This window comes from Curtobacterium sp. ME12 (assembly GCF_903970855.1).
GTDB classification, from domain to species: Bacteria; Actinomycetota; Actinomycetes; order Actinomycetales; family Microbacteriaceae; genus Curtobacterium; species Curtobacterium poinsettiae_A.
This window is the reverse complement of the sequence record NZ_CAJCKD010000018.1, coordinates 47,985-69,918: the sequence shown is the minus strand read 5'-3', so window position 1 is coordinate 69,918 and position 21,934 is coordinate 47,985. Positions and strand designations below refer to the sequence as shown.

The window sequence follows — 21,934 nt, the reverse complement described above, 5'->3', positions numbered from 1 at the left end:
GGCCCAGAGCCCGTACGGCCCGCAGTCGCAGTACGGCCAGCAGGGCCAGAACCCGTACGGCCAGCAGTCCCAGTACGGCCAGCAGGGCCAGAACCCGTACGGCCAGCAGTCCCAGTACGGCCAGCCGGGCGCCGAACGCCCCCGCTACGGCGAGTACGCGCAGCCGACGTCCTCGTCCGCTCCGAGCTCGTCCTCCGAGTACGCGAACGCGTCCGCGCAGGCCCCGCAGTCCGCCACGAGCGCCTTCGGCGACGTCGACGGCGCGAACCAGCGCAACGGCCACTACTTCAGCGACGACGCCTCGGGTGCCGCGGCGTCCACGACGACCAAGGACCGCTCGGGCCGGAACCGGCTGCTCCTGCCGGTCATCGCGGCGGTCATCGCGGGCGGTCTGGTGGGCGGCGGCGCCGGTTGGGCCGTCTCCTCCGGCAACGACGGTGGCAGCGTCGTGTCCTCCGGTTCGTCGCAGGGCGGCAACCTGACCGTCAACGACTACGACTCCGCCACCGTCGTCACCGCCGTCGCGGCACAGGCGACCCCGTCGGTCGTCACCATCAACGTGTCCGCGAGCAACGAGGCCGGCACCGGTTCCGGTGTGGTGATGAGCAAGGACGGCTACATCGTCACGAACACCCACGTGGTCACCCTCGACGGCGACAGCTCGAACGGCCGGATCACCGTGACGACCTCGAACGGCAAGATCTACGCGGGCAAGCTCATCGGCACCGACCCGACGGTCGACCTCGCGGTCATCAAGATCGACGCGACCGACCTCAAGCCGATGGAGTTCGCGGACTCGTCGAAGCTCAACGTCGGGGACACCGCGGTCGCGATCGGTGCGCCCCTGGGGCTGTCGAACACCGTCACCGACGGCATCGTCTCGACCCTGAACCGCAGCATCCAGGTCACCTCGAGTGCCCCCAGCGAGGGTGGCGACTCGAACGAGGGCGGCAACGGCGGCTCGGGTCCCTTCGACTTCTGGGGCAACGGGGACAACGGCAGCAGCTCGTCCGCGAACACCACCGTGTCGCTCCCGGTCATCCAGACCGACGCATCGATCAACCCCGGCAACTCCGGCGGTGCGCTGCTCGACTCGAAGGGCCGACTGATCGGCATCAACGTGGCGATCGCCTCCGCCGGCAGCTCGTCGTCGTCCGACTCGGCCGCGGGCAGCATCGGCGTCGGCTTCTCGATCCCGGCCAACCTGGTCAAGCGGGTGGCGAACGAGATCAAGGACAACGGCTCGGCGACGCACGGGCTCCTCGGCGCGACCGTCGGCGACGCCACCGAGGACGCCAGCGCCACCCAGGTCGGCGCCCTCATCAAGTCGGTGTCCAACGGCGGTGCCGCGGCGAAGGCCGGTCTGCAGAAGGGCGACGTCGTCACGAAGATCGGTTCGGCGTCGGTCTCCGACGCGACCGACCTGACGGCGCAGGTGCGCTTCTTCGCGGGTGGCGCGTCGACGACGATCAGCTTCGTCCGCGACGGCCAGACCCGCCAGGCCGACGTGAAGCTGGGGACGTTCGACAGCAAGGGCTGACGCCACCACACGACGGACAGGAGGCCCGGGGCACGACGTGCGCCGGGCCTCCTGTCCGTCACGGGGCGCGTCCCGCGCCGACGCAGGTGGGTGGTTCGGCCTCTTGATAGGCTCATGGTCGCTCTGCGGGGCGGCACCGCCCCGGTGCGTCCCGTGCCGCCAGCCAGCACCCCGAGGTACGCATGCAGTCAGACGGACAGCCCCTGCCGGGCGTCTCGTACGTGATGCCCGTGCTCAACGAGGTCACCGAGGTCCGAGCCGCGGTCGGCAGCCTGCTCGACCAGGACTACACGGGCCCGTTCGAGGTCATCCTCGCGCTCGGGCCGTCGATCGACGGCACGAACGAGCTCGTCGCCGAGATGAGCGCTGCCGACCCCCGGATCCGCGCGATCGACAACCCCGTCGGGTCGACGCCCGCCGGGCTGAACGTCGCGATCCGTGCGTCCGTGCACCCCGTCGTCATCCGGGTCGACGCGCACTCGGTCCTGCCGACCGACTACACGCGCATCGCGGTGCACACGCTCCTCGAGTCCGGTGCGGACAACGTCGGCGGCATCATGCGCGCCGAGGGCCGGACCCCCTTCGAGCGGGCCGTCGCCCTGGCCTACGGCAGCCGTGTCGGGCTCGGTGGCACGCCGCACCACGTCGGCGGCACCGCGGGGCCGGCCGAGACCGCCTACCTCGGCGTGTTCCGACGCGAGCGGCTGTTCGACGTCGGACTCTTCGACGAGGGCATCAAGCGCGGACAGGACTGGGAACTCAACCGGCGGCTGCGCCAGACCGGCGGGACCGTCTGGTTCACGCCGGAACTCGTCGTCACGTACCGCCCGCGGCCGAGCCTGAAGCGCCTGGTGCGGCAGTTCGTCGCCACCGGGCTCTGGCGCGGTGAGCTCGCCCGTCGATTCCCGGCGAACAACGGCCTGCGCTACTTCGTGCCGCCGGCCATGGTGGCGGCGATGGCGCTGGGCATCGTCGCCGGGCTCGTCGGCGTCGTCGGCGCCGTGCTCGGCACGCCGCTCGCCTGGGCGCTGCTCGGGTTCGTGGTGCCCGTCGTCTACCTGCTCTTCGTCGTCCTGGGGTCGATCGCCGTGGCGCGCCGCTCCGGGCTGCCGACGCTCCTCTGGCTGCTCGTCGTGCTGCCCTGCATCCACGTGGGCTGGGGGCTCGGGTTCATCATCGGGTTCCTGACCCGCACGTCCGAGCTGACCACCCACACGGGACGGTGACCGAATGACCGACCAGCCCACGACCGGCCGCGGATCCGCACGGCCGACCTCGATCGCCGAGCTCCGGGCCGTCGCCCAGCCGGACGAGGTCCGCGCCCGCGCCAACGCCGAGCACTGGACGGCCTCGCTGTACCTGCGCGACGTCTCGCCGTACCTGACCTGGGTGCTCCTGAAGACCCGCGTCAGCGCGAACCAGGTCACCGGTCTGATGATCCTGGTCGGCTGGAGCGTCGCGGCCGCCCTGCTCATCCCGGGCATCTGGGGTGCTGCGCTGGCGCTCGTGCTCGGCCAGCTGCAGATGCTCGTCGACTGCTCCGACGGCGAGGTCGCCCGGTGGCGCGGCACCAAGTCGCCCGCCGGGGTGTTCCTCGACAAGGTGGGGCACTACACGACCGAGGGCCTGATCCCGGTCGCGCTCGGCATCCGGGCCGCCACGTGGCCGATCCACGACGCCGACTGGATGTGGACCACGATCGGCTGCGCACTCGGCCTGGTCATCGTGCTGAACAAGGCCCTCAACGACATGGTGCACGTGGCCCGCGCGAACGCCGGGCTCGACAAGCTCGTCGACCGGCGGGACGCCTCCACCGCGCCGTCGGGTCGGAAGCTCGCATCGCTCCGCCGTCTGGCGAGGTTCCTGCCGTTCCACCGCCTGTACCACTCGGTCGAGCTGAGCATGCTCGCGTTCGTCTTCGCCGTGCTCGCCCTGGTGATCGGCGACCCGCTCGCCAGCCGGATCCTGGTCGGTGCGCTGTTGCCGCTCGCAGTGCTCGCGACGATCGGGCACTTCCTGGCGATCATCGCCTCGAAGCGGGTCAAGGCGTGACCGAGGACACGACCGTGCCCGGAACGGTGCGCCGCCACGCGGTGGTGCACCGCGGACGACCGCGCGTCGCCGTGGTGAGCCTGTCGCAGGGCGCCCGGCCCGACGACCTGCGCCGCGGGCTGGACAGCGTGCTCGCGCAGCAGGACGTCGAGCTCGACGTCATCTGCGTCGGCAACGGTTGGACGCCAACCGGGCTGCCGGACGGCGTGCGGGGGCTGTCCCTGCCCGAGAACGTCGGGATCCCGGCCGGGCGCAACGCCGGAGCCGAGGTCGTCGACGGCGACTACGTGTTCTTCCTCGACGACGATGCGTCGGTGCCGTCGCCGACGTTCCTGCGCGACGCGATCGCGGTGTTCGAGCACGATCCGTCGCTCGGCCTCGTGCAACCCCGGGTCGTCGACCCCGCGGGCGCCGCGAACCCACGCCGGTGGGTGCCGCGGATCCGGAAGGGCGAGCCGGACCACTCGTCGCCGGTCTTCTCGGTCTGGGAAGGTGCCGTCGTGCTGCCGATGGACGTCTACCGGGCCGTCGGCGGCTGGGGCGCCGAGTACTTCTACGCCCACGAGGGCATCGAGCTCGCGTGGCGCGTGTGGGACGCCGGCCGCCGGACCTGGTACGCCGGGGACCTCGTCGCGCACCACCCCGCGATCGACCCGGCGCGGCACACCGAGTACTACCGGTTGAACGCCCGGAACCGGGTGTGGCTCGCTCGGCGCAACCTGCCGGCGGTGCTGCGCCCGGTGTACGTGGGGTCGTGGGCCGCGATCCAGATCGCGCGCTGGTGGCGTCACCCCCGCCGGCTGGCCACCTGGTTCGGAGGGATCCGTGAAGGTTGGACGACCGACTGCGGTCCTGTCCGGCCGATGGGCTGGCTCACAGTCGCACGGATGACCATCGCAGGGCGGCCGCCGGTCGTCTGACCCCGCCCACCCCGTACCGCCCGAGCAGACCCGGAGAACGACCATGTCGATCATCAGCGACCTGCGGACCGCCCTGCGGCTCGTCGAGCGACTCCTGACGTCCCGCCGGAGCCGACGGCAGCTCGCACAGCGACTGCCGTCCGCGCCGGAGCCGGCGCCCGGTTCGGTCGAGATCGCCGTGTACTTCGCCGACGGTCCGGTCAACATGTACCAGGTGCGCCAGTGGTACGCGCCGCTGGCGGAACTCGCGAAGACGCACCCGGTGGCGATCGTCTCGCGGAGTCCGGGCACGATGCTGACCCTGCTCGACGAGTCGCCCGTGCCCGTGGTCTACGCCCGGCAGGTGGTCGACCTCGAGCACTTCGTCGACACCCAGGCGCCGAAGGTGGTGCTCTACGTCAACCAGAACGCCCGCAACTTCCAGATGATGCGGTACGGGCGGATGTGGCACGTCTTCGTCAACCACGGCGAGAGCGACAAGATGTACATGACCACGAACCAGTTCAAGGCCTACGACTACGCCCTGATCGCGGGGGACGCAGCACGCGATCGTCTGGCCGAGGCGCTGTGGGACTACGACCTGGACGCCCGGACCATCGCGATCGGACGCCCGCAGGCCGACCACTTCGCCGGAGCGGCCCCGTACCCCGACGACGACCGGACCGTCGTGCTCTACGCCCCGACGTGGGAGGGCGACCGCGGTGCCGCGGCGTACGGGTCGATCGCGTCGCACGGCACGGTCATCGCCGCGCAGGTGCTCGCATCGCCCCGCCACCGTCTGGTGTACCGCCCGCACCCGCGCAGCGGCGTGCTCGACCCCGCCTACCGTGCGGCGCACGAGCGGATCGTCGCGGCGATCAGCGCCGCCAACGCCGCCGACCCGGCCGCACACCACCTGTACGACGACAGCGGTGCCCTCGGATGGCAGCTGGCGGACGCCGACGTGGCGATCACCGACATCAGCGCGATGATCTACGACCGGCTGGCGGTCGGCAAGCCGCTCATCGTCACGCGGCCGGTCTCGCCCGAGGCCGACGTCGACGAGCGGGGCTACCTGAGCGACGCGAACTGGCTGACCGCGGCCGATGCCCCGTCGGTGCTCGCCCGTGTCGACGTGGCCGCGAGCGACGCCGAGGAGCTCGCGCGCCTGCAGCACTGGGTCGCACGGTACTTCGGCGACACGACCCCGGGCGCCGCCACGGAGCGGTTCCACGAGGCCGTGGAGTGGCTGCTCGAGCGGTGGCGGACCGTCGCGGCCGAACGCGACGGGCGCTGACGGCCGGACGTCACCCGGTGTGCCGAGGCGCAGATCGACGCAGGGTCACGGCTGGAACCCCGGCCCGACGAGTGACATCCGCCAGAGGTACTCGGACCGGTCGGGCCGACGCCACCGCACGATGACGATCCCCGTGTCCTCGGCGTCGGCACCGAAGACCGCCAGGGACAACGACCGGCCCGGATCGAGGCGGCGCACCGCGAGCGGCGGGCAGTAGCCGTTGCCCAGGTGGGTGAGGGAGAGCCCGTCGACCGGCTCGGGGCCGGTGTTGACGAGATCGTACCGTCGTGGTGCGTGCGATCGGTCGACGGCGAACGGGACGGCGTACGCGGTTGGTGGGTGGTGCATGGGTGGAACGCTAGGGGGAGGGTCCGACGGCGGGACCCCGGGGGCACTCACGAGCGCCGGTGCTGTGGAGGGAGCCAGCGATACCGGTGTTGGTGCAGGGGGAGTACCCCGGCCGGTCAGGAGCCGTAGTCTGCCGCGTACCGGGCCAGCGCGGCCTCGATGGTGCCGTCGAGCTGCAGACGACCCTTGTCGAGGTACAGCCCCCGGTCGCAGAAGCGGCGGAGGTCCTTGTCGCTGTGCGAGACGAAGAACAGCGTCCGGCCGCCGGCCAGGAGCTGCTCGATCCGCTTGTAGCACTTCTCGCGGAAGGCCTTGTCGCCCACCGCCAGCACCTCGTCGACCAGGATGACCGGTTCGTCGAGCCGCGAGATCACCGCGAACGCGATGCGGACCTTCATGCCGCTCGACAGGTGCTTGTAGGGGGTGTCCACGAAGTCGGCGATCTCGGCGAAGTCGATGATCTCGTCGAAGGCGTCGCGGATCTCGGCCCGCGACATGCCGTGCAGGCCCGCCGTCAGGTACACGTTGTCGCGCACCGTGAGATCCCCGACGAAGCCACCGGTGATCTCGATGAGCGGGGCGACGCCGGCACCCACGTCGACGCGGCCCTCGTCGGGCAGCATGACCTGGGCCACCAGCTTCAGCAGGGTCGACTTGCCCTGGCCGTTCCGCCCCACGACGCCGATCGCCTCGCCCGGACGGACGTCGAACGACACGTTGCGGAGCGCCCAGAACTCGTCGGCACGCTTGCGGCGCCCGCGTCCGGCGAACAGGTCCTTGAAGTTCCGGCTCGCGCGACGGTTGCGCTTGAAGCAGATGCCGGCGTCTCGCACCGAGATGACCGGTGCGACGGTCTCGGTGCGTCGGGTCTGGTCGGTCGCGGTCATCACAGCTCCTTCAGCACGCGGTGCTCGCTGCGGCGGAACACCGCGAAGCCGATCACCAGGACGATGCCGGTCACGACCACCGAGGCGCCGACCTCGAGCCAGTCGAGCTGGCCGGGGAAGAACGCCGCGCGGTACATGCCGAAGATGCCGGTGAGCGGGTTGATCGCGGCGATGTCCCGCAGTGCGGACGGCAGCGCGTGGGTGCCGTAGATGATCGGGGACGCGTAGAACAGGAACCGCAGCACGAGCTTGGTGGCGCGCTCGAGGTCGCGGAAGAAGACCACGAGCGGGGCGACGATGAGGCCCAGGCCGTAGACCAGCGCGCACTGCAGCACGATCGCCAACGGGAAGAACACGACCTGCCAGTGCAGGTGGGCACCCGTCGCGATCGCGAAGGCGGCCAGGACCGGCAGGCTCAGCAGGAACTCGATGCCCTTCGACGCGTCGATCCGTGCCACCCAGATCGTGCGGGGGATGGTGGTCGAGCGGATCAGCTTGGATTCCTTGATGAACGCCCGGGTGGAGTCCGAGACGCCACCGGTGAACCACATCCACGGCAGGAGTGCGGACAGCAGGAACACGATGTACGGATCTTCACCGACCGAACCGCGGTGGAAGACCTGCGTGAAGACGAACCAGTAGATCCCCGACATCACGAGCGGGTCGAGGATCGACCACACGTAGCCGAGCGCCGACGTCGAGTAGCGGACCCGGAGGTCGCGAACGGTCAGCAACCACAGGGCCTGACGATAGCGCCGACCGGCGCTCCGGGCCTTCGCGGGTGCGGGAGCCACGGGCGCGGTCGGCGCACTCGCTGTGGTCACGGTTTCCCTCCGGGCGGAACCGCCGAGGGGGTCCTGACGGTGGTTCAGGCGAACAGGTTGTTCGCGCGCTCGAGGTCCTCGGCGAAGTCGATCTCGACCGCGTACAGGTCGGAGATGTCGATCGGCGTCCAGCGTAGCCCGTCCTCGGCGATGGCAGCCTCGATGCCGCCCTCGAAGTACTCCTGGTCGTCGACGCGGCCGAGCTGGCGGATGAGGGCCTGCTTGTCGGCGGCGGAGACGTAGTTGATGCCGACGGCTTCGCCGAGACCCCCGACGACCTGCTTGGAGAGCTTGTGGATGAAGCCCTCGGCGTCGACGGTGTACTTGACCTCTTCGTCGGAGACCTTGTCGGTGTTGACGCTGACGAAGGATCGGCCCTCGTCGATCATGTCGGCCGCACGGACGAGCGCCATCGGGTCGAAGACCACGTCGCCGTTCATCCAGAGGACACCGCTCTTGCCGGTGGCCTTGAGGGCACGCAGCAGGCTCTTCGAGGTGTTGGTGGAGTCGTAGGACTCGTTGTAGACGAAGTTCGCGTCGGGGAACGCCTCGACGATGTGCTCCGACTTGTAGCCGACGACGATCGTCACGCGGGCGCTCGAACCGAACGCGGCGCGGATGTTGTCGAACTGCTGCTGCATGATGGTGCGGCCGTCACTGAGCTCCGTGAGCGGCTTCGGCAGGCTGCGGCCGAGACGGCTGCCCATCCCCGCTGCGAGGATCACGATCTGCGTGGTCATGCTGGTCCCTTCTGGTGTCCGCCCGCGCACCCTGGGGTACGGGCGGGCCTCGTCGAGTCTGCGCTTCCAACGTCCGAGTTGCCCGAGAACCGGTCGCGTCGACGTGGTCGTCGCTGCGAGGAGGCTGCCGGGATCGCCTGCTGGAGCAGGTTTCCAAGTGGTGAACACTCCTTCGTGCCCTGGTGAATGATACGGAAACACCCCCTCGCGGGGTACGGGTCTGCGTGCTTCGTACTCAATTCGTGACCCTGGCCGAGACGGTTCCCGCCGGTCGGAGAGCGTTGGTACGGTGGGTCGATGCCAGCGCGAGCAGAGAACGAGGACGTGTACGCCACGGCCGACGCTGCCTGGATGACCGAGGCGGGGGACGCCGACGACGCGGACACCGCCGCGGCTGCTGAGGACGACGCAGCCGACGACGACACGGGGGACACTGATGCGGACGACGCCGCCACTGATGACGCGATGACCGACGGGACGGCCGTCCGCACCGACGCGACGACGGAGACCCGCTTCGACGACGCAACGACCGAGACCGGCACTGACGACGCGACGGCCGGAGCGCCACGCCCCGCGAAGGCGCGCAACGGCAAGGGACGCACCAAACGCCCGACGAAGGCCGCCCCGCGGACCGACGCCGCGCCTCCCGTCCCGTCCGACGCGGACGACGCGATGGACGACGCCGACCGGGCGAACGCCGCAGCCCCGCCTGCCACGAAGAAGCGTGCGCCCCGCACCGCCGCGCCGAAGCAGCCGCAGACGCTCCAGCCCGTCGTGCTCGCGGCGAACGGCCTGGTCAAGCGGTACGGGCAGACCCTGGCCGTCGACGAGGTCGACCTCGAGATCCGGCAGGGCTCCATCTTCGGCGTGGTCGGCCCGAACGGCGCCGGCAAGACGACGACCCTCTCCATGATCACCGGACTGCTGCGCCCCGACGCCGGCTCGGTGACGGTGCTCGACCACGACGTCTGGGCCGACCCGACGGCGGCGAAGCGCAGCCTCGGCGTCCTGCCGGACCGCCTCCGTCTGTTCGACCGGCTGACCGGTGCGCAGCTCCTGTACTACTCGGCCACGCTCCGCGGGCTCGACGGGGCCACCGCCCGGAAGCGCAGCGCCGACCTCGCCGAGGCCTTCGGGCTGGGCGAGGCGCTGGGCCGCCAGGTCGCCGACTACTCCGTCGGCATGGCGAAGAAGATCGCCCTGGCCGCGACCCTGATCCACTCGCCGCGGGTACTCGTGCTCGACGAACCGTTCGAGTCGGTCGACCCGGTGAGTGCAGCGACGATCACGGACATCCTGCGCCGGTACACCCGGGGCGGCGGCACGGTCGTGCTGTCCAGCCACTCGATGGAGCTCGTGCAGCGCACCTGTGACTCGGTCGCCATCATCGTCGGCGGCAAGGTCCTGGCGTCCGGCACCATGGCCCAGGTCCGGGGGCGCAAGAGCCTCGAGGACAAGTTCGTCGAACTCGCCGGCGGTCGTGTCGTCGCGGAGAGCATGGAATGGTTGCACAGCTTCTCCGGCTGAGGGCGGACCTGCTCGCGGGCGAGGTCCGCGGCACCGCCCGCCGGTCCGTCGCCGTCGTGCTCGCCAGCCTCGTCGGACTCCTCGCCGCCGTGTTCGTCGCGTCGCAGACCATCGCCCTCGGTGACGCGGACCCGGACGTCGCGCGTGCGGTCATCGTGCCCGTCGGCACCCTGATCACCTTCGGGTTCACGGTCGTACCGCTCGTCGTCGGCCGGAGCGACCAGCTCGACCCGCGGCGCTTCGCGGTGTTCGGCCTCGGGCGCCGTCGCCTGGCGATCGGACTCGTCGTCGCCGGGCTCGTCGGCATCCCGGTGATCGGCGTGGTCGTCGTCGCGGTCGGCCAGGTCGTCGCCTGGGCCCGCGACCCCGGTCTCGGGCTGCTCGCGGTGCTCGGCGGGCTGCTCGGCGTCGCCACGTGCGCGCTCCTCGTCCGCGTCTGCTGCACCGTCGGCTCCCGGCTGATCGGGCCGGACCGCTCCCGCGACGCCGGGTGGCTGGTGGCGCTCGTCATCATCGCGCTCTCGATCCCGACGGTGGCGCTGCTGCTGCGCGTCGACTGGCTCGACCCGCAGGGCGCCGAGATGCAGCGCGTCGCGGACGTCGCCGGATGGACCCCGTGGGGTGCGGCCTGGGCTGTACCCGCCGAGGTCGCGAGCGGCCACGTCGGCGCCGGTGTCCTGAAGCTCCTCGTCGCGGTCGCCGTCGTCGCGCTCCTCGCCTGGGCGTGGTGGGCGCTCGTCGGCCGGGCGCTCGAGACCGTCGACGACCGCGCCCGCACCCGCCGCTACCAGGGCCTGGGCTGGTTCGACCGGTTCGGTTCGGCGCCGGTGTCGGCCGTCGCCGCCCGGGCGCTCACCTACTGGGTCCGCGACCCGCGGTACCGCACGTCGTACCTGATCATCCTGCTCGTGCCGATCGTCGTCATCCCGCTCGGTGTCGCCGGGGTGCCGTGGCAGTGGACTGCCCTCGTGCCGCTGCCGCTGATGGCCCTGATCGCCGGGTTCCTGCCGCACAACGACGTCTCGTACGACAACACCGCCGTGTGGCTGCACGTCGCCTCCGGTGCGCCCGGGTGGAGCGACCGGCTCGGTCGCGTCGTGCCCGTGCTGGTCGTGGGGGCGCCCGCGATCGTCGCCGGGGCCGCGCTGTCCGCCCGGTTGTTCGGAGACTGGGCGGCGTTCCCGCTGCTCATCGGCGTGAGCGCGAGCGCACTGCTGTCCGGCCTCGGGTTGTCGAGCGTCCTGTCCGTGCTCCTGCCCTACCCGACCGTGCGCCCGGGCGACCACCCCTTCCAGCAGCCGCAGGCAGCCGGCGTCACCGCCACGGTCGCGCAGGCGTCCATGGTGATCGGCATCGTGCTCTGCACGGTCCCCGCAGCCTGCCTCGCGGTGCTCGCCGTCGTGCAGGGTCCGGAGCCCTGGTCGGTGCTGACGCTCCTGGTGGGCATCGGGGTCGGTGCCGTCGTGCTCGTGATCGGGGTCTCTGCCGGCGGACGCCTGTTCGACCGCCGCGGCCCCGACCTGCTCGCCGCGGCACAGCGCAACTAGCGAGCACCTGGCACCTGGCACCTGGCACCGAGCGGCTCGCCATGATCGCCCGGCGCGGACGAGCGGCGCGCCCGAGGGCGGACCGTCGTACCCTGGACCCATGAGCATGACGGAACCAGGCGGCGGCCTCGACGTGATGGACCGGGAGCTCGAGAAGCTCCTCGAAGACGAAGCGATCGAACCCGGTGACCACGAGCGGTTCTCGCACTACGTGAAGAAGGACAAGATCCTGCAGTCGGCGCTGTCCGGCAAGCCGGTCAAGGCGCTGTGCGGCAAGAAGTGGATCCCGGGTCGCGACCCGGAGAAGTTCCCGGTCTGCCCGGACTGCAAGGCCATCTACGAGAAGATGAAGGCCGAGTAGACGCGACCAGCAGACGGACGGGAGGCCCGTGGCGATGCCGCCACGGGCCTCCCGTCCGTCTGTCGCTTCGTGAGCAGCAATGGTCGGGTCCGTCACACAGACCCGACCATTGCTGCTCACCAAGCGACACCGCGACACGGACGAGCGTGCGCGCGTGCGCGCGTGCGAGCGCTAGATCACCAGGGTGGGGATGGCGGGGTCGCCGCGCCCGATGCGCGACGCGTCGGCGGGCAGCTCCGCCTTCGCCCGCTCGTGGTGCGCACGTGCGGCCTCGACGCCCTGCGTGCCGAGGAACGCCGGGTCGACCGCACCGCCGGTGACGACGGGGACCAGCAGCGGCCGCTCGTCCGGACCGACCTGTGCACCCGTGAGCACGATCTCGGCGGTGGCGACGCCGTTGCGGAGTCGTCGGCCAGCCTCCTTCCGGCCGCCGATCGACGCCTTGTCCGCCGACTTCTTGGCGACGGGGACCCAGTCGCCGCCGTCCGCGTCCCGGTGCGCGACGAGCTTGAACACCATGCCGGCAGCCGGGTGCCCGGAGCCGGAGACGACCGAGGTGCCGACGCCGTACGAGTCGACCGGTGCGGCTCGGAGTGCGGCGATCGTGTACTCGTCGAGGTCGTTCGTCACCGTGATCTTCGTGCCCGTCGCGCCGAGGCGGTCGAGCTGCGCACGCACGGCGGCGACGACGGACGGCAGGTCGCCGCTGTCGATCCGGACGCCGCCGAGCTCGCCGTCGGTGAGCCGGACGGCCGTCTCGACCGCGGCCTCGATGTCGTAGGTGTCGACGAGCAGGGTCGTGCCGCTGCCGAGCGCGTCGAGCTGCGACCGGAACGCCTGCTCCTCGGAGTCGTGCAGCAGGGTGAAGGCGTGCGCCGCGGTGCCCATCGTGGGGATGCCCCAGGTGCGGCCGGCCTCGAGGTTGCTCGTCGCACCGAAGCCGGCGATGTACGCGGCACGCGCGGCGGCGACGGCGTTCCACTCGCCGGTGCGGCGGGAGCCCATCTCGGCGAGCGGGCGGCCGTCGGCGGCGGACACCATGCGGGCGGCGGCGCTCGCGATGGCGCTGTCGGCGTTGAAGATGCTGAGCGCGAGGGTCTCGAGCACGACGGCCTCGGCGAAGGTGCCCTCGATCTGCAGGATGGGGGAGTTCGGGAAGTAGACCTCGCCCTCGCGGTAGGCGCGGACGTCCCCGCTGAACCGGTAGTCGGCGAGCCAGGCTGCGGTGCCGGCGTCGATGACCCCGCGGTCGCGCAGGAACCCGATCTCCTCGTCGCCGAAGCGGAAGTCGGCGAGGGCGGTGAGGAACCGACCGAGTCCGGCAGCGACGCCGTACCTGCGGCCGTCCGGGAGCCGTCGGGCGAAGACCTCGAAGACGCATCGGCGATCGGCGGTCCCGTCCTTGAGGGCGGCGTCGACCATGGTGAGTTCGTACTGGTCGGTGAGGAGCGCGGTGGTCACCTCTCCGACACTAGTGACGTGACCCTCTGGAGGCCCACCGACGGTTCCGGCGCGACGCGCCAGCGGCGGGCCGGCCGTGCCGGTGAGGAGGCCCGGATCACCCCGTGCGCCCGGCCTGCGTGGCGCGCGTGGTCGCGTCGGTGCTGGTCGGCGGGCGTCGGTACGCTGGTGCCGTGACGGATGCACCGATCGGAGTCTTCGACAGCGGGGTCGGCGGCCTCACCGTGGCCCGTGCCATCATCGACCAGCTCCCGCGCGAGAGCATCCGGTACGTCGGCGACACCGTGCACTCGCCCTACGGCCCGAAGCCCATCGCCGACGTCCGCCGCTACGCGCTCGAGGTCATGGACGACCTGGTCGAGCAGGGTGTGAAGGCCCTGGTGATCGCGTGCAACACCGCCTCGTCCGCCGTGCTCCGCGACGCCCGCGAACGGTACGAGCAGGCGTACGGCATCCCCGTGGTCGAGGTCATCCAGCCCGCGGCCCGGGCAGCCGTCAAGCAGACCCGCACGGGCCGCATCGGGGTCATCGGCACCGTCGGCACCATCGCGTCGCGCGCCTACGAGGACGCCTTCGCGGTCGCCGCCGACGTCACGCTGACCACCGCCGCGTGCCCCCGGTTCGTAGAGTTCGTCGAGGCCGGGGACACCTCGTCGCCGTCGCTCCGCGAGATCGCGGCCGGGTACCTCGACCCGATCCGTGCCGCCGACGTCGACACCCTCGTGCTCGGCTGCACCCACTACCCGCTGATGTCCGCCGCGATCCAGTTCGTGATGGGTCCGGAGGTCACGCTCGTCTCCAGCGCCGAGGAGACCGCGAACGACGTCTACCGCCGGCTCGTGGAGCACGGGCTCGAGCGCACCGCGACCACCGCCCCGACGTACTCGTTCGAGGCGACGGGCGACGACAAGAACGGCTTCATCCGGCTCGCCCGGCGCTTCCTCGGTCCCGAGGTCTCGAGCGTCGGCCACCTCCAGACGGGGGCCATCACGCTGCCCCGCACCGAAAGGACCCCATGACCGACAACCTCCGCGTCGACGGCCGTACCGCCACCGACCACCGTCCCGTCACCATCGAGCGGGGGTGGAGCACGCAGGCCGAGGGCAGCGCGCTCATCTCCTTCGGCAACACCAGGGTGCTCTGCACCGCGTCGTTCACCAACGGCGTGCCCCGCTGGCTCGCCGGTAAGGGCACCGGGTGGGTCACCGCCGAGTACTCGATGCTGCCGCGGTCGACGAACGAGCGCATGCAGCGCGAGTCCATCAAGGGCAAGGTCGGCGGGCGCACCCACGAGATCTCCCGCCTGATCGGGCGTTCGCTCCGCGCGGTCGTCGACACGAAGGCCCTGGGCGAGAACACCCTCGTCATCGACTGCGACGTGCTGCAGGCCGACGGCGGCACCCGCACGGCGTCGATCACGGGCGCGTACGTGGCGATGGCCGACGCGATCGAGTGGGGCCGCGCCAAGGGCTTCATCGCGAAGAAGGCCACCCCGCTCACCGACAGCGTGCAGGCCATCTCGGTCGGCATCGTCAAGGGGGAGCCGATGCTCGACCTGGCCTACACCGAGGACTCGGCTGCTGACACCGACATGAACATCGTCACCACGGGGTCGGGCAAGTTCATCGAGGTGCAGGGCACCGCCGAGCACGCGCCGTTCGACCGCGACGAGCTGAACGTGCTGCTCGACCTGGGCCTGGCCGGCAACCAGTCGCTCGCGGCGATCCAGCGCTCGGTCCTGGGTCTGGCGTGACGTCCCGCGAGGTGGTCCTGGCCACCCACAACCAGGGCAAGGTCGTCGAGCTGCGCGAGATCCTCGGGTCGGCGTTGGGCGAGGGGGTCGAACTCGTCGGGTACGACGGCCCCGAGCCCGTCGAGGACGGCGACAGCTACGCCGCGAACGCCCTGATCAAGGCTCGTGCCGCCGTCGCGCACACCGGGCTGCCGGCGCTCGCCGACGACTCCGGGATCGCGGTCGACGCCCTCGGGGGCGCACCGGGCATCCACTCGGCCCGGTACGCCGGGACCCGCTCGGACGCCGACAACATCGCGCTGCTGCTCACGAACCTGCAGGGTGTCGTGGAGCGCACCGCCGCGTTCGTGTGCGCTGCCGCCTTCGTGACGCCCGACGGTCAGGAACACGTCGTCGAGGCGGTCTGGAACGGCGAGGTGCTGACCGAGCCGGTCGGTGACGGCGGCCACGGCTACGACCCGGTGTTCCGACCGGACGACGCCGACCGCTCGTCGGCGGAGCTCACCCGCGACGAGAAGAACGCCCTGTCGCACCGCAGCAAGGCGTTCCGGGGCATCGCGCCGATCGTGCGGGAGCACTTCGGCGTCTGAGTTCCAACGCTCGTGTCGTTCCGCACGACGGAGTCGCCCCGGACCACGTGATCACGTGGTCCGGGGCGACTCCGGTCGTACGCCGGCGCTGCGGCTAGAGCGTCGGGTCGGCCGTCGGGGCGGTGGTGGCCTCGGCCTCGTTCGCGCGCTTCGCCTTGCGGGCGTTGCGCAGGTACGTCAGCGCCATCGGCACCACGGTCACGACGACCGCGGCGAGCAGGATGATGTCGATGTACTCGCGGACGATGTGCGCCACGAAGGGGATGTGCCCGATGAAGTACCCGAGGAACGTCACGCCGACGCCCCAGACCACGGCACCGATCGCGTTGTAGAGCGAGTACTTCCTGTAGTCCATCCGGCCGACGCCCGCGGCGATCGGGGCGAAGGTGCGGACGACCGGCACGAACCGCGCCAGGATCACGGCCAGGGGGCCGAAGCGGTGGAAGAACGCGTTGGTGCGCTCGACGTTCGCCTTCGAGAAGAGCCCGCTGTCCTTCCGCTCGAAGATCGGGGGCCCGGCCTTCTTGCCGATGTAGTAGCCGAGCTCGCCGCCGAGGAACGCGGCGGCACCGATCATCAGCGCCGCGACCCAGATCGGGATGCCGCCGATCTCGCCGCCGCGGTCGAAGGCGAACAGGCCGGTGATGACCAGCAGGCTGTCGCCCGGGAAGATGAAGCCGATGAGCAGACCGGTCTCGGCGAACACGATCGCGCAGACCACGAGCACGGCGATGGCCCCGAAGTGGTCGAGGATGTACTGCGGATCGAGCCACGGGATCAGGGCGAGTGCGACGGAGTGCATGGTTCTTCCGGTCGTGGAGCGGGAGTCACGGGGAGGACTCCCGCGGGATGAGGGTACCGCCCGGAAGTGTCCGGGCCATCCCTCGCAGGGTTGACCTGCTCGAGGCGTGCGGATGACCGCAACGGTGCGCCAGGAGGGACTCGGTGCGGAAGGAGGGACTCGAACCCTCACGCCTGGGGCACAGGAACCTAAATCCTGCGTGTCTACCGATTCCACCACTCCCGCGAGCAGCGGCAGTCTACCGAGCGCGGGGTGCGCGGCGGACGTGCACCGGGCCTCCAGGCCGCGGGACGCACCGTGCGCGCTCCGCGACCCGGTGCGAGGAACCGGACGTGGTGCGGGGCGGGCCGAGTGCCACCGAGTACGGAACCTCGCACGGGACAACAGCGCGTCAGCGCAGCGGGCGCGGCAGGTACCGGGGCACGTACCGGAGCAGGATGCCCGCGCCGACCAGGCCGAGCACGCCCATCACCCCGCTCGCGACGGCGATGGACGCGACGGCGGTCACGCCGGAGATGAGGAGCGGCGCCGCCGCCGACCCGAAGTCGCCGGTGAACCGCCAGGCCCCCAGGAACGGCGCCGGAGCGTCGCGGGGTGCGAGGTCCGCGCCGAGCGTCATGAGGATGCCGGAGCCGACCCCGTTCGCCAGCGACATGCCCATCGCGATCGCGACGAACCAGCCGACCCGGGCGTCCAGGTGGCCGCTCCAGGCGAGCAGGAAGTAGCTGATGCTCAGGCCGAGCATGCAGGGCAGCGCGCTCGCGAGCCGTCCCCACCGGTCCATGATCTGCCCGCTCGTGTAGAAGAGCGCGAAGTCGACGGCTCCGGCGATGCCGATCACGAGTGCTGCGGTCGAGTCGTCGAGGCCGACGCTCACCGCCCAGAGCGGCAGGATCACCTGCCGTCCGGCGCGCATCGCGCCGATCAGGCCGGCGCCGCTGCCGAGCCGGAGCAGGACCGCCCCGTTCGCGCGGATGGTGCGGAAGAGCCCCTGCGCCTCCTGCTGGACGAACTGCGCGCCGGTGTCGGCGGGCGGTTCGGTCGCGTGGCCGCTCGCGTCCGTCGCCTGGTCGGCCGACGGCCGGGAGGCCCGTGGCGGCAACCGCAGGCCGCGTGTGCCCGTCGCGGGGTCGCGCAGCACCAGGAGCACGGTCGCGGCCGCCAGGCAGCAGACGACGTGGATCCAGAAGGCACTGCCGGTGGTCCCGGTCAGGTGGATGACGCCGGCGGCGATGAACGGGCCGACGAAGTAGCCGAAGCGGAAGACACCGCCCAGGCTCGACAGCGCCCTGGCCCGGATCCGCAGGGGGATCGCGGTGGTCATGTAGGCGTGCCGGGCGAGCGCGAACACCGCGGTGGAGACGCCGACCAGGAACACCCCGAGTGCCAGGACCCAGGCGTTCGCGGCCGTCGTGGCGACGACGAGCCCGACCACCGACACGAGCGCGGCGCCGATCATCGCGTTCCGCTCGCCGATGCGGGCGACGACGATGCCGGACGGCACGTCGCCGATGAGCTCCCCGACCAGGATGAGCGAGGCGACGAAGCCCGCGAACGCCAGACTGGCGCCGAGGGAGTCGGCCGCGATCGGGATGATCGGGATGATCGCGCCCTCGCCGATCGCGAAGAGCGCGGCGGGCAGGAACCCGGACAGCAGGACGGACCGGAAGTCGAATGAGTCGTTCCCCGTCGTGGCCATCGCCCGACCAACGGTACGCCAGCGGTACCGCTTCGTCGGCGGGTTACCCTGGACGCATGCGTGTTCTTGCGGCGATGAGCGGTGGTGTCGACTCGGCGGTGGCCGCAGCCCGGGCGGTCGACGCCGGCCACGACGTGGTGGGCATGCACCTGGCCCTGAGCCGGATGCCCGGCACCCTGCGCACCGGCAGCCGCGGGTGCTGCACCATCGAGGACTCGATGGACGCGCAGCGCGCGGCGTCGGCCCTCGGGATCCCGTACTACGTGTGGGACTTCTCGGCCCGGTTCAAGGAGGACGTCGTCGACGACTTCGTGGCCGAGTACCAGGCCGGCCGCACCCCGAACCCCTGCATGCGCTGCAACGAGCGGATCAAGTTCGCGGCGCTGCTCGAGAAGGCACTCGCGCTGGGGTTCGACGCCGTCGCGACCGGGCACTACGCCTCGATCGTCACCGGTCCGGACGGCTCCCGCGAGCTGCACCGGTCGGCCGCGTGGGCGAAGGACCAGTCGTACGTGCTCGGGGTCCTGACCGCCGAGCAGCTGCAGCACGCGATGTTCCCGCTCGGCGCGACCCCGTCGAAGGACGAGGTCCGGGCCGAGGCCGCCGAGCGCGGGCTGACGGTCGCCCAGAAGCCGGACTCGTACGACATCTGCTTCATCCCGGACGGCGACACCCGCGGCTGGCTGGCGGACCGCGTCGGCACCGCCCCCGGTGAGGTCGTCGAGCGCGACGGCACGGTCGTCGGATCGCACGAGGGCGCGACCGGCTACACCGTCGGGCAGCGCCGCGGCCTGGCCCTCGGGCGCCCGGCACCGGACGGCAAGCCCCGGTTCGTGCTCGAGATCCGCCCGAAGGACAACACCGTCGTCGTCGGCCCGAAGGAGGCCCTCGCCGTCACCTCGATGTCCGGGTCGCGGTTCACCTGGGCGGGCACGGCACCGGCCGACCCCGCGACGCCGTTCGCCTGCGACGTGCAGATCCGCGCGCACGCCGACCCGGTGCCCGCGACGGCCCGCGTGCAGGACGACGTGCTCGTGATCGACGTCGACGAGCCGCTGCACGGGGTCGCTCCCGGGCAGACAGCCGTGGTCTACGTCGGCACGCGGGTGCTCGGCCAGTGCACGATCGACACCACGGTCAGCGCCGTCCCCGTCGACGCCTGACCCCGCCGCTCCCGGGGCACACGCTCGCTGCACGCCGCGTCGGTGGTGCACGGTAGAACTGATGCCATGAGCGAGACCGACGCGACGTTCGAGACCATCGACCCCGACGGGCTCGACGCCGCCCAGGCCGCGCGCGAGGTCGACCGGTTGCGCGCCCGCGTCGACGAGCTGCGCCACGACTACTACGAGGGCAACGCCTCGCCCCTGTCGGACGCCGACTACGACGCCCTGGTGCACCGCCTCGACGCGATCGAACGGCGCTTCCCGGAACTCCTGACGCCCGACAGCCCGACGCAGACGGTGGGCGGGCAGGCGCAGACGACGCAGTTCGCGCCGGTCGAGCACGCCGAGCGCATGCTCTCGCTCGACAACGTCTTCAGTCCCGACGAGCTCACCGAGTGGGCGGGCAAGGTGCAGCGGGACGCCGGTGACGAGCGGGTGCGGTTCCTGACCGAGCTGAAGATCGACGGCCTGGCGATCAACCTGCGGTACGAGCACGGTCGGCTCGTCTCCGCCGCCACCCGTGGCGACGGCGTGGTCGGCGAGGACGTCACCGGCAACGTCCGCACGATGGGGACGATCCCGGACCGCCTGTCGGGCAGCGGCCACCCGCCCCTGGTCGAGGTCCGGGGCGAGATCTTCTTCCCGGTCGCCGAGTTCGACGAGCTCAACGCGAACCAGCGCGAGGCGGGGGAGCGCGTGTTCGCCAACCCGCGCAACGCCGCCGCCGGGTCCCTCCGACAGAAGGAAGAGGGCAAGTCCGAGGCGAAGCGGGCACTGATGGTCGACCGGCTCCGGCGTCTGCGGATGCTCGTGCACGGCATCGGCGCCTGGCCCGTCCGTGAACTCGAGCAGGGCACCGACGTCCGCAGCCAGTCCGAGGTGTACGAGCTGCTGCAGACCTGGGGACTCCCGACGAGCAGCCACTACCGGGTGTTCGACACCATCGACGAGGTCAACGGCTTCGTCCGGACCACGGGGGAACGCCGTTCGTCCGTCGAGCACCAGATCGACGGCGTCGTCGTGAAGGTCGACGACCTCGCCCTGCACGAGGAGCTCGGGTCGACGTCGCGGGCGCCGCGGTGGGCGATCGCCTACAAGTACCCGCCGGAAGAGGTGCACACGACGCTCACCGACATCGTGGTCAGCGTCGGGCGCACCGGCCGTGCCACCCCCTTCGCGGTGATGGCCCCGGCCGAGGTCGCCGGGTCCGTCGTCCGCCAGGCCACACTGCACAACCAGCAGGTCGTCAAGGCGAAGGGCGTGCTCATCGGTGACACCGTCGTGCTGCGGAAGGCCGGCGACGTCATCCCCGAGGTGCTCGGCCCGGTGGTCGAGCTCCGCGACGGCTCCGAACGCGAGTTCGTGATGCCGACGAACTGCCCGGAGTGCGGCACCGAGCTCGCCCCCGCGAAGGACGGCGACATCGACCTGCGTTGCCCGAACGCGAAGAGCTGCCCGGCGCAGGTGCGCGGTCGGGTCGAGCACATCGCCTCGCGCGGGTCGCTCGACATCGAGGGGCTCGGCGAGGTCGCGGCCGCGGCGCTCACGCAGCCGCTCCGCCCGGAGACCCCGCCGCTCGTCACCGAGGCCGGACTGTTCGACCTGACGATGCAGGACATCGTCCCGATCGAGGTCATCGTCCGCGATGCCGAGACCGGCATGGAGAAGGTCGACGACGACGGCACCCCGAAGCGCGTCACGCCGTTCAGTCGGGCGCGCAAGAAGACCGACCCCCCGTTCGACCCCGAGGCACGGGGCACCGACTACACCGGTGAGCCGAGCCGCTACCCGTCGAAGAACGCGTTCGAGATGCTCGCCAACATCGACGCCGCGAAGACGAAGCCCCTGTGGCGGATCCTGGTCGGCCTGAGCATCCGCCACGTCGGACCCGTCGCCGCCCGAGCCCTCGCGAACCACTTCGGCTCCCTCGACGCCATCCGTTCGGCATCGCGCGAAGAACTCGCCGCCGTCGACGGGGTCGGCGGGATCATCGCCGACGCCCTGCTCGCCTGGTTCGACGTCGACTGGCACCGCGAGATCATCGACCGCTGGACCACGGCCGGCGTGCAGTTCACCACCCCGGGCCACCCCGGCCCGGGCAGTGCCGACGTCGAGGGCGGCGTGCTGAGCGGCGTCACCGTCGTCGCGACCGGGTCGCTCGAGGGCTACACGCGCGAAGGTGCACTGGAGGCGATCATCACCGCGGGCGGCAAGGCGGCCTCGAGCGTGAGCAAGAAGACCGACTTCGTGGCGGCCGGTCCGGGTGCCGGTTCGAAGCTCACGAAGGCCGAGCAGCTGGGCGTCCGGATCATCGACGCCGAGCAGTTCCACCTGCTCGTGACCGAGGGACCGGCAGCGCTCGCCGAACCGGAAGCGCCGACGACCGAGGACTAGCGGGGCGCGCAGCATGCCCGGTCGCATCCGCTGAGCGCGGCGCGCCG

Annotated in this window: 20 protein-coding genes and 1 tRNA gene; 13 read left to right on the top strand and 8 right to left on the bottom strand. The window is 71.4% G+C overall.

The genetic code is table 11. The features are described from left to right. The 5 genes from H7A73_RS10540 to H7A73_RS10520 all read left to right on the top strand — a co-directional run. On the top strand, positions 1-1,540 hold a 1,540-nt coding region (locus tag H7A73_RS10540; RefSeq protein ID WP_259362830.1), incomplete at its 5' end, for a S1C family serine protease. A gap of 182 nt (positions 1,541-1,722) precedes the next feature. Continuing rightward, positions 1,723-2,766 carry a glycosyltransferase family 2 protein gene (locus H7A73_RS10535; RefSeq protein WP_111029537.1) on the top strand — a complete coding sequence of 348 codons (1,044 nt, stop codon included), beginning with the start codon at positions 1,723-1,725 and terminating at the stop codon, positions 2,764-2,766. A 4-nt stretch (positions 2,767-2,770) separates the two neighbouring features. Then, on the top strand, positions 2,771-3,592 hold the full coding sequence (locus H7A73_RS10530; protein ID WP_182065908.1) for a CDP-alcohol phosphatidyltransferase family protein: 822 nt from the start codon (positions 2,771-2,773) through the stop codon (positions 3,590-3,592). Between the two features lie 44 nt (positions 3,593-3,636). Further along, positions 3,637-4,512, top strand: a complete 876-nt coding sequence (locus H7A73_RS10525; protein WP_182065914.1) for a glycosyltransferase family 2 protein — start codon at positions 3,637-3,639, stop codon at positions 4,510-4,512. Between the two features lie 43 nt (positions 4,513-4,555). Then, positions 4,556-5,788, top strand: coding sequence for a CDP-glycerol glycerophosphotransferase family protein (locus H7A73_RS10520; protein ID WP_182065907.1), 1,233 nt, complete (start codon positions 4,556-4,558; stop codon positions 5,786-5,788). A 45-nt stretch (positions 5,789-5,833) separates the two neighbouring features. On the opposite strand, the gene H7A73_RS10515 is transcribed toward H7A73_RS10520, so the two are convergent. The 4 genes from H7A73_RS10515 to H7A73_RS10500 all read right to left on the bottom strand — a co-directional run bounded on the left by H7A73_RS10515 (position 5,834) and on the right by H7A73_RS10500 (position 8,587). Further along, on the bottom strand, positions 5,834-6,136 hold the full coding sequence (locus H7A73_RS10515) for a hypothetical protein (protein WP_182065906.1): 303 nt from the start codon (positions 6,134-6,136) through the stop codon (positions 5,834-5,836). 116 nt (positions 6,137-6,252) lie between these two features. Continuing rightward, positions 6,253-7,023, bottom strand: coding sequence for an ABC transporter ATP-binding protein (locus tag H7A73_RS10510; protein ID WP_071405446.1), 771 nt, complete (start codon positions 7,021-7,023; stop codon positions 6,253-6,255). Continuing rightward, positions 7,023-7,847, bottom strand: coding sequence for an ABC transporter permease (locus tag H7A73_RS10505; RefSeq protein ID WP_259362829.1), 825 nt, complete (start codon positions 7,845-7,847; stop codon positions 7,023-7,025). Before H7A73_RS10505 ends, H7A73_RS10510 begins: the two co-directional genes overlap by 1 nt. A 44-nt stretch (positions 7,848-7,891) precedes the next feature. Next, complete coding sequence (locus H7A73_RS10500; protein ID WP_110862735.1) at positions 7,892-8,587, bottom strand: NTP transferase domain-containing protein; 696 nt, start codon at positions 8,585-8,587, stop codon at positions 7,892-7,894. A 297-nt stretch (positions 8,588-8,884) separates the two neighbouring features. Here H7A73_RS10500 and H7A73_RS10495 point away from each other — a divergent pair, with 297 nt between their 5' ends. The 3 genes from H7A73_RS10495 (at position 8,885) to H7A73_RS10485 (ending at position 12,022) form a co-directional block, all read left to right on the top strand. Continuing rightward, complete coding sequence (locus H7A73_RS10495) at positions 8,885-10,114, top strand: ABC transporter ATP-binding protein (protein ID WP_259362828.1); 1,230 nt, start codon at positions 8,885-8,887, stop codon at positions 10,112-10,114. Then, on the top strand, positions 10,090-11,661 hold the full coding sequence (locus H7A73_RS10490; protein WP_182065905.1) for an ABC transporter permease: 1,572 nt from the start codon (positions 10,090-10,092) through the stop codon (positions 11,659-11,661). The genes H7A73_RS10495 and H7A73_RS10490 overlap by 25 nt, the downstream gene beginning before the upstream one ends. A gap of 100 nt (positions 11,662-11,761) precedes the next feature. After that, entirely contained in the window at positions 11,762-12,022 is a 261-nt protein-coding gene (locus H7A73_RS10485) for a DUF3039 domain-containing protein (RefSeq protein ID WP_099051947.1), read from the top strand. Between the two features lie 171 nt (positions 12,023-12,193). On the opposite strand, the gene H7A73_RS10480 is transcribed toward H7A73_RS10485, so the two are convergent. Continuing rightward, positions 12,194-13,483, bottom strand: a complete 1,290-nt coding sequence (locus H7A73_RS10480) for a nicotinate phosphoribosyltransferase (RefSeq protein WP_182065904.1) — start codon at positions 13,481-13,483, stop codon at positions 12,194-12,196. 173 nt (positions 13,484-13,656) lie between these two features. Here H7A73_RS10480 and murI point away from each other — a divergent pair, with 173 nt between their 5' ends. The 3 genes from murI to rdgB are packed head-to-tail and all read left to right on the top strand — an operon-like array spanning position 13,657 to position 15,826. Further along, a complete protein-coding gene (gene murI, locus H7A73_RS10475) occupies positions 13,657-14,502 on the top strand; it encodes a glutamate racemase (RefSeq protein ID WP_027464600.1) in 846 nt (281 codons plus the stop codon). After that, the gene (rph, locus tag H7A73_RS10470) at positions 14,499-15,236 is read left to right on the top strand and encodes a ribonuclease PH (RefSeq protein WP_173035740.1); all 738 of its coding nucleotides are present in this window, start codon (positions 14,499-14,501) and stop codon (positions 15,234-15,236) included. Before murI ends, rph begins: the two co-directional genes overlap by 4 nt. Beyond that, complete coding sequence (gene rdgB, locus H7A73_RS10465; RefSeq protein ID WP_027464602.1) at positions 15,233-15,826, top strand: RdgB/HAM1 family non-canonical purine NTP pyrophosphatase; 594 nt, start codon at positions 15,233-15,235, stop codon at positions 15,824-15,826. Before rph ends, rdgB begins: the two co-directional genes overlap by 4 nt. Before the next feature lie 94 nt (positions 15,827-15,920). Here the strand turns inward: rdgB and H7A73_RS10460 are convergent, their stop codons facing one another. The 3 genes from H7A73_RS10460 to H7A73_RS10450 form a co-directional block, all read right to left on the bottom strand. Then, entirely contained in the window at positions 15,921-16,628 is a 708-nt protein-coding gene (locus H7A73_RS10460) for a DedA family protein (RefSeq protein WP_182065903.1), read from the bottom strand. Between the two features lie 144 nt (positions 16,629-16,772). Continuing rightward, positions 16,773-16,853: transfer RNA gene (locus H7A73_RS10455), tRNA-Leu, on the bottom strand. A 166-nt stretch (positions 16,854-17,019) separates the two neighbouring features. Then, positions 17,020-18,327 carry an MFS transporter gene (locus H7A73_RS10450; protein WP_182065902.1) on the bottom strand — a complete coding sequence of 436 codons (1,308 nt, stop codon included), beginning with the start codon at positions 18,325-18,327 and terminating at the stop codon, positions 17,020-17,022. Positions 18,328-18,383: 56 nt separating this feature from the next. On the opposite strand from H7A73_RS10450, the gene mnmA reads away from it, so the two are divergent. Together mnmA and ligA are read left to right on the top strand one after the other, a co-directional pair. Further along, complete coding sequence (gene mnmA / locus H7A73_RS10445; protein ID WP_182065901.1) at positions 18,384-19,490, top strand: tRNA 2-thiouridine(34) synthase MnmA; 1,107 nt, start codon at positions 18,384-18,386, stop codon at positions 19,488-19,490. A 66-nt stretch (positions 19,491-19,556) separates the two neighbouring features. Then, positions 19,557-21,887, top strand: a complete 2,331-nt coding sequence (gene ligA, locus H7A73_RS10440) for an NAD-dependent DNA ligase LigA (protein WP_182065900.1) — start codon at positions 19,557-19,559, stop codon at positions 21,885-21,887. Positions 21,888-21,934: the final 47 nt, after the last annotated feature.

Bases quoted from the DNA above. Each gene is read 5' to 3' on its own strand.
- H7A73_RS10490 (WP_182065905.1), top strand. From the start codon at position 10,090: ATGGTTGCACAGCTTCTCCGGCTGAGGGCGGACCTGCTCGCGGGCGAG.
- H7A73_RS10510 (WP_071405446.1), bottom strand. From the start codon at position 7,023: ATGACCGCGACCGACCAGACCCGACGCACCGAGACCGTCGCACCGGTC.
- H7A73_RS10500 (WP_110862735.1), bottom strand. From the start codon at position 8,587: ATGACCACGCAGATCGTGATCCTCGCAGCGGGGATGGGCAGCCGTCTC.
- H7A73_RS10485 (WP_099051947.1), top strand. From the start codon at position 11,762: ATGAGCATGACGGAACCAGGCGGCGGCCTCGACGTGATGGACCGGGAG.
- H7A73_RS10520 (WP_182065907.1), top strand. From the start codon at position 4,556: ATGTCGATCATCAGCGACCTGCGGACCGCCCTGCGGCTCGTCGAGCGA.
- H7A73_RS10450 (WP_182065902.1), bottom strand. From the start codon at position 18,327: ATGGCCACGACGGGGAACGACTCATTCGACTTCCGGTCCGTCCTGCTG.
- H7A73_RS10515 (WP_182065906.1), bottom strand. From the start codon at position 6,136: ATGCACCACCCACCAACCGCGTACGCCGTCCCGTTCGCCGTCGACCGA.
- mnmA (WP_182065901.1), top strand. From the start codon at position 18,384: ATGCGTGTTCTTGCGGCGATGAGCGGTGGTGTCGACTCGGCGGTGGCC.
- H7A73_RS10530 (WP_182065908.1), top strand. From the start codon at position 2,771: ATGACCGACCAGCCCACGACCGGCCGCGGATCCGCACGGCCGACCTCG.
- ligA (WP_182065900.1), top strand. From the start codon at position 19,557: ATGAGCGAGACCGACGCGACGTTCGAGACCATCGACCCCGACGGGCTC.
- H7A73_RS10495 (WP_259362828.1), top strand. From the start codon at position 8,885: ATGCCAGCGCGAGCAGAGAACGAGGACGTGTACGCCACGGCCGACGCT.
- H7A73_RS10535 (WP_111029537.1), top strand. From the start codon at position 1,723: ATGCAGTCAGACGGACAGCCCCTGCCGGGCGTCTCGTACGTGATGCCC.
- rph (WP_173035740.1), top strand. From the start codon at position 14,499: ATGACCGACAACCTCCGCGTCGACGGCCGTACCGCCACCGACCACCGT.
- H7A73_RS10460 (WP_182065903.1), bottom strand. From the start codon at position 16,628: ATGCACTCCGTCGCACTCGCCCTGATCCCGTGGCTCGATCCGCAGTAC.